General features: G+C 46.6%; 10 protein-coding genes. 4 read left to right on the forward strand and 6 right to left on the reverse strand.

Features of this window, described 5'->3' with window-relative positions; genetic code table 11:
- The first annotated feature begins 7 nt into the window (after positions 1-7).
- Positions 8-1,777: a PD-(D/E)XK nuclease domain-containing protein gene (locus ACYVC2_RS10675; RefSeq protein WP_461102382.1), complete on the forward strand. Its 1,770-nt coding sequence runs from the start codon at positions 8-10 to the stop codon at positions 1,775-1,777.
- 537 nt (positions 1,778-2,314) lie between these two features.
- Here the strand turns inward: ACYVC2_RS10675 and ACYVC2_RS10680 are convergent.
- On the reverse strand, positions 2,315-3,232 hold the full coding sequence (locus ACYVC2_RS10680; RefSeq protein WP_461102449.1) for an IS3 family transposase: 918 nt from the start codon (positions 3,230-3,232) through the stop codon (positions 2,315-2,317).
- Between the two features lie 17 nt (positions 3,233-3,249).
- A complete protein-coding gene (locus tag ACYVC2_RS10685; protein WP_461102383.1) occupies positions 3,250-3,627 on the reverse strand; it encodes a transposase in 378 nt (125 codons plus the stop codon).
- A gap of 396 nt (positions 3,628-4,023) precedes the next feature.
- Here ACYVC2_RS10685 and ACYVC2_RS10690 point away from each other — a divergent pair, with 396 nt between their 5' ends.
- Complete coding sequence (locus ACYVC2_RS10690) at positions 4,024-4,377, forward strand: LytR/AlgR family response regulator transcription factor (protein WP_461102385.1); 354 nt, start codon at positions 4,024-4,026, stop codon at positions 4,375-4,377.
- Positions 4,378-5,192: 815 nt separating this feature from the next.
- Here the strand turns inward: ACYVC2_RS10690 and ACYVC2_RS10695 are convergent.
- From ACYVC2_RS10695 to ACYVC2_RS10710, 4 genes are all read right to left on the reverse strand, one after another.
- Positions 5,193-7,715, reverse strand: a complete 2,523-nt coding sequence (locus ACYVC2_RS10695; RefSeq protein WP_461102387.1) for a TonB-dependent receptor — start codon at positions 7,713-7,715, stop codon at positions 5,193-5,195.
- A 182-nt stretch (positions 7,716-7,897) separates the two neighbouring features.
- Entirely contained in the window at positions 7,898-8,236 is a 339-nt protein-coding gene (locus ACYVC2_RS10700; RefSeq protein ID WP_461102389.1) for a PepSY-like domain-containing protein, read from the reverse strand.
- Between the two features lie 210 nt (positions 8,237-8,446).
- Complete coding sequence (locus tag ACYVC2_RS10705; RefSeq protein ID WP_461102391.1) at positions 8,447-9,712, reverse strand: sensor histidine kinase; 1,266 nt, start codon at positions 9,710-9,712, stop codon at positions 8,447-8,449.
- Positions 9,709-10,389: a response regulator transcription factor gene (locus tag ACYVC2_RS10710; protein ID WP_461102393.1), complete on the reverse strand. Its 681-nt coding sequence runs from the start codon at positions 10,387-10,389 to the stop codon at positions 9,709-9,711. The genes ACYVC2_RS10705 and ACYVC2_RS10710 overlap by 4 nt, the downstream gene beginning before the upstream one ends.
- A gap of 196 nt (positions 10,390-10,585) precedes the next feature.
- Here ACYVC2_RS10710 and ACYVC2_RS10715 point away from each other — a divergent pair, with 196 nt between their 5' ends.
- Together ACYVC2_RS10715 and ACYVC2_RS10720 are read left to right on the forward strand one after the other, a co-directional pair.
- On the forward strand, positions 10,586-11,320 hold the full coding sequence (locus ACYVC2_RS10715; RefSeq protein WP_461102395.1) for a phosphatase PAP2 family protein: 735 nt from the start codon (positions 10,586-10,588) through the stop codon (positions 11,318-11,320).
- A 10-nt stretch (positions 11,321-11,330) separates the two neighbouring features.
- Positions 11,331-12,398 carry a BamA/TamA family outer membrane protein gene (locus tag ACYVC2_RS10720; RefSeq protein WP_461102397.1) on the forward strand — a complete coding sequence of 356 codons (1,068 nt, stop codon included), beginning with the start codon at positions 11,331-11,333 and terminating at the stop codon, positions 12,396-12,398.
- Position 12,399: the final 1 nt, after the last annotated feature.

Here is a 12,399-nt window from a genome sequence, read left to right on the forward strand (position 1 = left end):
TCGAAACATGACCGTGAAAATTCACGATTTTGCTTCGCGGCTGATTCCAAGGATGCCAGATCGTACGCGTGACCTAATTGAGATTGCGGCCTTCATCTACGCGGCTGACCGGCTCATTAAGCGCGGTAGTACGGATCAGGTCGAGTTTGAAAATTGGGCACGAGAGTTAACTTTTTGCATACCCGTACGCGATCTTGCATACTGGCAGCAAGCAGAAGTTGCTAAAGATCTTGCTAACGCTTTGACCTTTGTATCAGGCGATAAATCGTACCGGTTCAACTTCGAGCAACGAGCGGGCTATGATCCTCCAACCAGTCTATTTCATGATGTCGACACTGCGCTTGTTCCGTCTGTGCCAACCACTACCTACCCAGTCGCTTTATTTTCGGGTGGGTTAGATTCTTTGGCTGGCGTAGTTTCACTGCTCGAAACGACGGACAAAAAAGTGGTGATCACGAGCCATCGTTCAAATCCATCAACAACCAAAGTACAGAAGCGAGTGTACGATGCTCTCAATAAGGTATATCCAGATCGTCTACTCTACCATCCAATTGAATGTAATCTTACGGGGCCACGGGCCAGTGAAGAAACACAACGAACCCGGTTTTTTTTATATACGACCGTCGGATTCGCACTTGCCCAGGCATACGGACAAGATGAACTTAATATCTTTGAAAACGGAATTACATCGATCAACCTCAGTAAACGCCAAGACCTGATCAACGGACGAGCTAGTCGAACAACGCATCCCAAAACCTTAGCACTATTGCAAAAGGTATTTTCAGGTATTGTGAACCAGCCGTTTACTATAAAACATCCGTTTATTCATCTAACGAAAACGGAAGTTGTTTCGGTACTAAAAAAGTACAATCAGCCAAATTTAATCACCTCTACGGTCACCTGCACAAAAACATTCTTAAAATTCAATAACCGCACCAGTGCATCGCACTGCGGCTTTTGCTCTCAATGTGTTGATCGCCGATTTGCTATGTATGCTGCTAAGCTTGAGCAGTATGACGCCATTTATGATTTTGATTTAGCGACCGAATCATTTCCTAGTAGGGATGCACAAACTCATGTCGTTGATTACATGCGGCATGCCCACACCTTCGCTACAACTCATTTTGACGAGTTTTACAATGATTATCTTGATCCCCTCTCAGATCTTACTGAGTATGTCCATAGTTACCAGGTCGAAGAAGAAATAACAAAACTACATGAGTTGTATCAACGTCATTCGGGAGCTGTTGAACGCGCGTATCGTCGCATGAGTGATAAACATGACTCCATGTTCAAGCCACCTTTGCTCAATTCGATTTACGAAGTTGTTAATGGGCGTAGGTTTCAGAGAGACCGTGCTGAATGCTTAGCAACAGATATTGCACACATGTTGAGTGTAGCGATTCCTATTGCCCTGGCGAGTACAACACCAGGGCATGAGAATGCTTTAAACGATCAGATTCAGGCCCTGTTAAAACGCGATCAGGAAGCTTATGAACGTGAATATCCAGCTGTACGCTTCTCTTTTTCTACAGTTGTTCCCGATCACTCTTCTACTATGGCGGACATGGATCTATTCCTAGAAGCAAAATACCTTCGAAAAAAGATGTCTCCAAGCGGTATCACTGACCAGATTGCTGCTGACTTGATGAAGTACCCAGATGGGGCTTACAAGCTGTTTGTCATCTATGATCCAGAAAGACGGATCAAGGATGATACTCGCTTTAAACGCGATTTTGAGCAACGGAGCAACTGTACTATTTGTGTTATTCGTTAAGCTGTAACTTTCTTTTAATACTATCAAACACATTTACACACCCTTACAGCAGCCTGTCAATAGGATTCTATGTCCAAGCAACGGTACGAATAATTCCCAGTTCTTAAGCGTCGGCACTTATGACACTGGAGCTACAGGCCCAGCTGATTTCTTCCCGTATAGTAACGGCTCAAAATCTACAGGCGTTCGCGTTGAGGCCGCCATTGTTTTCGGTTATAATTTTTTCTGTTACCTGTTATGACTAATAAATTCCTACTCAATCAATCGGACTATAAATCGATCATTAAAAGCACTGACCACGTAAAAGATGTGAACGATTAAATTGAACGGATTAATTGAACCCAAAAAGAGAGATTATTAACCACTTCCCTCCTACCCGATCACCGTTCAGAAAAACCTCCGATTCGAATCTGGACCCGATACGCTGTATCGTCCTAAAATAAGTTGACCGTTGTCCGATCCTGAAAATAAGTTGTCAGTTTTGACGTTAGAAATAAGTAGTCAAAGTTAATCCTGATATAAGGTTGTCAGCCTGCTTCATGCTCGTTCTTTCGTGAACTGACCTTGATCCCGCGGGCCTGATTGTTGGCGGTACACTTTAGGCTTCCAGTACTTCTTTAAGGGCTCGTCACTCATGTGGGCGGCCGCAGGTGTTAAATAACCACAGCTCATGTGAGGCCTCAAGTGGTTGTAATTATAAATACTCTTCTCAACCGCTTTTGCTGCTTCATCAAAACTAATGAATACCTGACTCAAGCGAAAATCCGTTTTCAAAATGCCGTTTACTCGTTCGGCAATTGCGTTTTCATAAGGGTCACCATACTGCGTCATGCTGATCGAGATGCCCACTCCTTTTAGCTTATATATATACTCAAAACTGCAATACTGGCTACCTCGATCCGAATGATGAACCAATTCTTTCCCCTTTTCCCAGTTAGTGGCTAAAGCCATTTCCAATGCCTTCAGACAACCAGCGCTTGTTAAGAAAGGATGAAGGCAATAGCCAACGATCAGTTTGGAATAGGCATCAGTAATGATGGATAAATAGCTAAACCCAAGGCCTACGCATAGGTAGGTTATATCGCAAACCCAAACCTGCCCAGGTGCACTTATAACCCTATCAATAAGCAAGTTAGGGTATTTCTTGAGGTTGTGCTTAGAATCGGTCGTCTTGGGAATTTGACGCCGTTGACGCAACACCAGGTTATGATCTAGAAGAATCTGATGCAACTTATCCCGGCCTAACTTTATCCCGCTCTCCGCTAAGGGTTCACTCAACAAAAGGTGTAGCTTCTTGGTACCCAGTCCAGGAACGTCCCGTCTGAGAGCTACCACTAAATCTAAAACCAGCATTGCCTGGCTTACGGATCGTTGTGCGTAATCTTCTCGTCGATAAAAAGCCTGTCGGCTCACTCCAAACAGTCGGCAAAGGCTTCCGACACTGACCTTTGCTATCTCGCTCTCACGAAGTTTTAAGACCGTTTGGTGCCAGACTTTTTTCTGATCGGCACGTTTAGTTCTTTCTCCGCCACTTCAATCATGGTATTAAGTGCCATAATTAACAGATTTGCCTGTTGGAGAGCATGTTCTAATTCAGTGTTTCGCTGTTTGAGAGCGACAACATCCTGCTTTTGAGTTTTAGTCATAGCCGGTAAAGTTATCAGCCCTGTCTGAATCCTGTTCTGATAAAGCTGTATCCAGCTACGAAGTGTATAGCCGCTGTGGATGCCTAAATCAGCCATGACTTGGCTAGTATCCTCCCCACCAAAGAGGATACGAAAAACGGCGGTTTCTTTAAGTTGCTCGCTGTACTGAAAACGACTCAATAGGTCGCGAATGTAGTCTTGCATAGTTGTCGTTTTGGGTGAAAAACTGACAACCTATATCAGTATAAGACATTGACTTGCTTTTCTAAAGCTCCGCACCTATTGATCGGGTGCAAGACGGCAAAAACAGGCGTGTTAGAACAGAATCAGTTGGATGATTTTCTTAAAGCAACTGGCTTAAGTCTCTACACTTTCTTTTTCATGCACTTATTTAAACGTAGGTAGCCTCTTTGTCGATGAAGTGCCCCTAATCAACCAATACTTCAGAATTACTTCAGAATGCTAATCTACATTTATAAAGACTAGGCATAGTACGGATTCAGCCAGCCTATTTAGTCAACTAGCTGGCATCGTAATGACCCACTTAGTAGTAACTAGAAAATTACGATCGCGGATAAGTACCAATTCGCCAATTAATCCATGACTAACCAAAAAGAAACCCCGTTACGGATTCCAGGCTACCGTTACCTCCAGAATGCACAAGGCATCTGTCGGCTCGAGGGCAATGGTAATTATACAATCCTGCACGTACAGGGTGAGGCAAAGCCCTTATTGGTTAGTCAGACTTTAAAGCGGTTCGAGGAGCACTTACCCCATTTTATCCGAATCAGTAAGTCAACGATGGTCAATCCGCAGTATATTGATCAGATCATTTGGAAAGATGCCAAGGTGATTTATTTAAAACTAACGAACGGAATAAGTGTGTTGGTGTCCCGCCGTCGAACCGTTGAAACCTTAGAAGCGCTGGCTCGATCAGGCCGTATGTACGGGTAGGGTAAATTTTTCCTACCCAATGGTTTTGCGCCAAACCTATTTACTCCTTGTTCCGTATGCCCTACCAACTCACAGCTAAACTTGCCCAGCTATCGACGTATTGGGCAGCCTTACGGTTGATCATTCGGATCGGCTTACTGCGAGTCAGATAGAGCCGTTGACCAGAGGCTACCCAATAGGTAAGCTTATTAGCCAACTATCGTGAATCATGCTCCACTTTCCTGGAAGGACTTTGTTAAACGGTTATTTAATCCGCATTTGTATGTAAAATAAATTTTAAAAAGTCTTTTTATAGGTAGTAGATTTAACAAGTAAACGTATCTTAGTACATCCATGGCAAATTTATTCTTATCAGATGCCGCAAATCACGAAAATGCTTCTGACTGTCAGTATGGTATTGGTTTGGGGTTGGACAATCTTCATGGGACTTTTTGCTACTCATGCAAACGGTCGGCGGGCGGGTTGGCTAATTGGGTGCACGATTAACATACTGCTAGCGGTCTATTATAGTTACTTGGTGAAACGACCAAAGACAGTGAAGGAATGGCTAAAGATGTAAAGCTACTAGCCAACTGCTTTAGAGGCCTTTCGGGAATGGCCTCTAAAGCGGGTGACAACTTTTTAATGACCTTGGCGAATCAATAGCTGATGCCGAGATAAATAATTCGGGGATCCTGTTTTCCTTTAGCATGTTGATTCGGGGATCCAACTCGGTCTTTTTTGCGGGGTATTCAACAGATTAGCCGCAGTCAAGGTAATCTAGGTTTGCTTTTTAGAGATATCCTAATAACCGAATTTCATCAACCGAGCCATAGTTAGTTCTCTTCATCACCACCAGCTGATTTTCCTTTCTTTACTTTAGCCCCATTCAGATTACCTAGTTTATAGCTGAACGTAAGCCGGATGCTGGAGTTATAAATATACTGACGGAAATCCTGATTGAACTGGGCCGAGTTCAGCACGGACGTAAAGCGCATTCCGTTGGTGAGAAAATTCTCGGCGGCTAATCCAATACTACCTCGTTTATTCGTGAATGATTTACGGGCTCCCAACGAATACTGAGCAAACCCAATTCGATACCCTTGCAACGCGATGTCCTTCCCTCTATAGCCAAGGTTGGCCTGGATGGCCCAACCTTTGTCGAATTGTATCTGACTATCGAACCGACCACCCCAACGAATACCCGTGTTACTGAGTGGGATTGATAGCCCCGATATATCCAGAGCCAATCCACTGATGTAGCGGTACATGATATCCAAGTTTGTATTGATGCTCCAGCGAGGGGTAATATTCACCGTAGTAAACAGATTAGTGCCATAGTTGTATTCCTTTCCAATATTTGACCGACGGCTCACGACCGCACCGATTAACGTATCGGACCGCTGACTAATCGATTGAATATCATCCCGGTTGAGTCGGGTATACAGCGTCAGGTTCAGGTACGTCTTTTTAACGTAAGTACTATACCCAAACTCAATACGGTCGGCAATTTCGGGTTTTAAATACGGATTACCGATGGAAATATTGTAGGGATTGGCTGCGTTGAAATTTGGATTCAGATCCTGAACATTGGGTCGTTGAATCCGGCGATTGTAAGCCAGTTTAATTGTAGTTGACTCATTCAGTTTTTTCGAGAGATTGATGCTAGGCACCAGTTTACCATAGTTCGGAATATAAATAGGTCCCTGGTTTCCAGCAGAGGCCTGAATGTTCGTATACTCATACCGTGCTCCTGCCTTAATTGTGATCTTATCATGCGTCGTTAGTGTATACGACAGGTAAGCAGCCCCAATATTCTGGTCGTATAATAGAGAGCCATCTGGGCGCTGACTATCAACAGAATAGTCGGAGGTGGGTCCAGCCAATAAATATTGATACTGGCTATTTACTTTCCGGTACGTTTCTTTAGCGCCAAACTCCAATTGTTGCGTGGGACTGATGGGTGTCTGGTAATCCACAGCCAGAATAAATTCCTGACTGGTATTGTCATTCAGGTTCCGTTGCCGGGTTGTGAGTGTGCCCAGCGTATCCAGATTGTTCGCATCAAAATTATTGGTCAGATGATTCCGGCTGTACTGGGTAGAAATGCTGAGTTCCCGCTGTGGTCCGTCGTTTGTTTTCGGGTAGGTATGTAGGTAGTCAATATTCATATCGACTGAATTCGACAGATTCTGACTGTTGACATCCCGACTGGTGGACGCTTGTTCCATATCCCCGTTCACTAAACGGGTGGCCAGATGCTGGTCCCGGCTTAAGTTTTGAATACCAAATCGAACCCCACCCGTCAGCGATTGGTTTTTAGCCAGATCATAGTCCAGCCCCAGCGCATACTGCCCAAAAAGGCCTTTGTCAAAACCATCCGAATGCTGACGCGTCTGAACGGGGCGAATGGATTCTCCTAGAAAAGTCGTCTGGTTCAAGTCTGAAGCCGATGGATTATAGATGCCCCGGCCATTCCCGTTCAGATTTACGCCCAGTTTACCCTTTCGGAAGCTCCCATTGAGGCCCAGGGTAGAGGTCCGGTTGCCGACCCCGCCATCGACATCGAGGTGCAGGCCCTGCAACGTGTTTTTCTTGGTGATGATGTTAATGATCCCCCCGCTCCCTTCAGCGTCATATTTGGCCGACGGAGACGTAATTACTTCTACTGATTTAATCAAATCAGCCGGAATCTGCCGCAGCGCATCGGCTAGATTACCCGCCAGAATCGACGAGGGTTTGTTATTAATCAGCACGCGCACGTTGGCACTACCCTGCAAGGATACATTACCCGCCAAATCCACCGATAACATGGGCACTTTCTTAAGAAGATCGGTTGCGTCACCACCTTTGGCCGCCAAATCGACGTCGGCATTGTACACCAGCCGGTCGACCTTATCTTCGACCAGCGCTTTCTTGCCGGCTACGGTCACTTCGCCCAGTGTGCGGGTACTGGCACTAAGTCGGATAACGCCCATGTCTTTATTCTGCCCTTTGAAAAGTGCAACGTTCGCAATGGTTTTAGGGGAATAGCCTAGAAAGGAGACCAAGAGTTTGTACGTTCCAGGCGCTAATTTGGTAATCGTAAATTTACCTTTATCGTCAGCTACAGTGCCGTCAACCAGCTTATCGGTGGCCATATTATAGACAGCTACGTTGGCGTACTCAACCGCTTTGGTCAGGGTAGAATCGACAACGTAACCCGAAATTTTTGCGTTGCCCTTCGGTGCGGTTTCCCCTGTAGCGGTCGTAGAAACGGGTTGATCAGGAGCCGGTTGCGAGGTCGCAACGACGGTGGTTTGGGCCAAGGATACCCCCGTCGCCAGTAAAAAAAGAAAGCCAGTAATTTTAAACCACATAACGTGAGATGGAAAGTTGACCAGCGTAAACAGACTTACCACTGGCTTTTAATGAATTGAAAACAAACAGGCTCAACGCCATTTATACGTTGTTGAATAGCCCTGCAGACTGGCTAAAAAGAACGGAGAGGCTCACGTATCGATGCAGACTAACCAGCCACTCCATTCCATAAAGCCTACGTTTACTTAATAAACCGACCTTTTTGGTCAAAAATCAAGTCTTTACCGCCAACTTCCGCTTCGTAAGTTTTCTCACCTTTAGCATCCACGATTTCGGCTGCTTCCTTAATTTTTTTACCTGCATGGCGTTTCGCCACATACGCCCGAACAGATGCAGGTAGGGCCGATTCCGCAATGGTCGTTTCTGTTTCGAGTACGTTGCCTTTGGCATCGATCACCAGGGACAACTCTTTGCCATTGTGTGTCAGGCCCGCTTCATAATTCCCGTCTTCTTTCTCCCATTTCACGGCTTTCACCCCCGGATACAATCGGGCAATGGTCGCTTTAGCAGCGGCTGGCACATCAATAATAAATCTAACAGTAGCAGGTCTTGACCTAAGTACGTGGTTAGTCAAGGCAACTGATGCTACGTGTGCACTCGTGAATACGAATAAACAGCTGATAAGTAGGGTGTACATTAGTTTCGACTGGTTCAGTTTTCGAATCAAACCTACCAATGGATTCTAAAGTAATATTGAAGTTTTAGAATGGGACATCGAGTTGGTAACGCCTTAGAAATCGACCTGAAGCATGTGGCGACGCATCCCCGATACGTAGGTATAGTGAACCCTCATGCCATACTGCTCCGCAATCTCTTTGACCAGGGCCAGGCCTAGCCCGGTTGACTGGGGAAGCGCCTGATTGCGAACAAATCGCCCAAAAATCTGGTCTTCCGGAAAAGGCAGGGGATCGCCTTCGTTGGTAATCATAAAACGGGTAGAACTTACTTGCACGAAAACAGAACTATTGGCATCCCCGTGCCGAAAGGCGTTTTTGATTAGATTCGAAAAGAGTACCTCGGCCAGTTGCCGGTTCAGCAATCGATATGTATCCTCATTAATCAGCCGGGTAATAGTGAAGCCCCGGTGAGCCGCAAAATCCGTGTAGTTATCCAATAACCGGGTAACCAGTTCGCCGATGTTAACCGATTCATGCTTACTAAACTGCTGATTGTCAATTTTTGCCAGCAGCAATAAAGACTGATTCATGGCCGAAAGCCGCTTGATTTCCTGTTGCGAACGCTGAATCCGATCCAAATCAGTTTCGTCCAGCCGCTCCGACTGTTGAAGCAGATCTAACTCAAATGACAATACGCTTAAAGGTGTTTGCATCTCATGCGACGCATTATCGGTGAATTGCTTTTGTTGAACGTATTGATGGCGGGTTCGGCGACTCATTTCCTCGAGCGACTGACTCAGCAGCGTAAACTCGGCTACGTTACTGACGGGGAATGTAGCGTCATCGGGTCCATCGATTCGGTATTGCTTTAACTGATCGATGATGCCGTAAAAGGGTTGCCAGATCCGGCGGGTTACCAGGATGTCGGCACCAACCAGTAGCAGCACCACGACCAGAAAACAAACAGTAACGCCAACCGACAAGGCTTGGGCAATTTCATCGAACTCCAGATACGATTGCTGAAGAGTAATCCCGTAATATCGGTTTCCGATCGCATATGTCGCCCGGAGCATTCGGATATGTTCTGGTTCTTTCTCGCCCGGCAGAAAGGCAGTCGTGTCGGAATAAACAGAAGGTACGAGCTGGGGTAACCCCGTCAGCCTGATTCGTACATTAGGGTCCCAGCCCGGCAGGTTAGCGGCATCGGGTGGGTGCTGGCGTAACTGCTCTTTTACCTGAATTAGTTCACTGGCCAGCAACTCATCAATTTCGTGCCGGATATATCGATGAATAAACGAATGCAGTAGAAAAACACCCCCCAGCGAAATGGGTAGGGCGGCTAACAGGAGGTAAAGCGTCGTTTTATGGAGTAGTTTCATTCGCCTGCGGTAAAAATATAACCGGCACCGTAGCGGGTTGTAATGTAGTCAGGACTACCTGCATCCAGTAGTTTCCGGCGCAGGTTTCGAACATGGGTATACAGAAAATCGTGGGAGTCGATTCCATCCATGTAGTCACCCCAAACGTGTTCGACAATGACCGCTTTAGGTAGTAGTCGATTCTTATTGGTGACCAGAAACAAAAGCAATTCGTATTCTTTCACGGTTAAGTCCACTGGCTGATTGGCGACCAGTACGTGTTTACGGTCCGGCATAATGGTAATGACCCCAAAGCTGAGTTGCATTTCGCCCTGATGCTGGCGCCGTCGCATCAACGAGCGGATACGGGCGTTCAATTCCGGTAAATGAAACGGTTTGGTCAGGTAATCATCGGCGCCTAACTCTAACCCCGTGAGCTTATCATCCAGCGAATTTTTGGCCGACACAATGATAATGCCCGCCTGGGAATGTGCGGCTTTCAACTCGTTCACAACGGCCAGTCCTGTACCATCGGGTAGAGTAATGTCCACAATGACGCAATCATAGGCATAATCATGAATCTTTTCGGAGGCTTTTCGGAAACTGCTGGCCGTTGAAACGTTGTATTGTTCGCCTTCCAGATAATGCCGCATAGCGACTAACAGTGAGGGTTCGTCTTCAATTAATAAAATTTTCATGATCACCTCAACGGATTATTTCACCAAAGTATAGAAACAATACTGAATACATTTTGAAGTTGACGTTTTACCCGGTTGGCTATGGATCACTGAACTAACTATAGATTCTCTTTAGGTTTCCTCGCTTATTTTACCCAGGCTCCACTACACCCTTATTATTTAGCCTACGTAGTGAGTAGCAAATACAATAACCAATATGAAACAAAGCGGACGCTTACAGTCTTTACGGCTAGCCTGGATTCTGTCCAGTTGGTTTTCTTTGCTGCCACTCCTTACCGCCGTTGGGCAACCTCTGAACAGCTTATCGCTCCGTTCGCAATGGGACAGTATACCTGTCCGGCCTGCTCCGTTCCGCTGGGTGGCCCCAGCAGTTCTGATTCCCGTTGGATTAGCTTTATCGCCCGATTATCCGAACAGTCACTTCGACCGGTTTTACATACGCGGTGAGATTCAGGATAAGATCCATATTCGCACCACCGTTGACAACTACTTACAATACGCACCCATGGCAGGTTGGGCGGGGTTAAGTCTAGCGGGCGTGAAAGGTCGCTCAACGCCCCTCGACCGGATCGGTACTGCCCTGCTGGCGCACGGCATGATGACCGTTGTGGTACTAGGTCTGAAGCAAGCGACGCACGAACGGCGTCCCGACGCGTCTGATTCTTACTCATTTCCGTCGGGTCATACTGCGCTGGCGTTCACGGGAGCAGGTTTGCTGAGTCGGGAGTTTGGTGGTGTTAGTCCATGGATTCCTATCGGTGGTTATGCTTCGGCCACGTCGACCGGACTCTTACGGATGACCAATGATAAACACTGGGTATCCGACGTACTGGTTGGCGCTGGTATTGGTCTTCTCTCCGCTGAAATAGCGTATCATGTTTATCCATGGTTGAAGCGCAAATTTGTTCGGTATAAACCGGCTATAAACTAACGCATCATTCATGAACAAACGACTTTTGTTAGGCTTGCTTCTCGTATCCATTCAGATACGTGCCCAGGAATCCATGCCGGATTCTACGGAGTCCCGACGGGCTCAGGTAATTCCTTTGCTAGTAGTTTACTATACGCCCGAGACGCACCTGGGCTATGGGCTGTTGGGTGTCTGTCTGTTTAACACCGATCGCACCGCCCTAACCTCTAATGTGGATTTTGCCATTATCCACACCCTCAACCGGCAAACTGTGGTCGAGTCAACCTACACCATTTTTACCCACCATGAGCGCTACTTGCTTCGGGGTATGTTACTCTACACACAGTTTCCGGAATTTTATTATGAGCTAATCTATGAGACAACGAATAGCCAGAAAGAACTGATCTCGTACAAAAGCCTGCGGGCCTACAACCGATTTCTTCGACAGGTTATACCCGATTTGTTTATCGGGTTACAACAGCAGTATTTTAAAACCTTTGATGTTAACCGCTCCTCGGAAACCCAGTTTCCAATGAATACGCTCTCTGGCGGGTTAGGCAGCGTGGTCAATGGCGTCGGTGTGGCTGCTGTGCTGGACACGCGGGATTCTGTTTACTTGCCCGTTCGGGGCTGGTATGCTGACTTATCTAGTATGGTCTATGGGTGTGCGTTGGATAGTCAGTTTACATTTACCAATTACACGCTGGATATTCGGCGCTACCAATCGCTTTTGATCCAGACAGTGCTGGCCTTACAGGCGTTTGTGAATCTGAACGTCGGTGAAATACCCTTCAAGCAGGCCAGCGGGCCTTATTTACTGCGAGGCTATCACAATGGGCGCTACCGCGACAACAACGATATGGCCCTGAAGGCTGAAGTGCGGCAGCATTTGGTCGGGCGACTTGGTGGAGTGGTATTTGCCTCAGCGGGGGACGCAGCAAACGTACTGAGTGAGTTTTCCCCGTCGCAGTGGAAGGTTGCCGGTGGCGCGGGTTTACGATTTCTGATTAGCCAGAAAGAACATCTAAATCTGCGGCTTGACGTGGCCGTGGGGCAGCAGACGCGCGGGTTTTATGTGAATATATCGAACGCCTCTTGAT

This window comes from Spirosoma koreense (genome assembly GCF_054777875.1).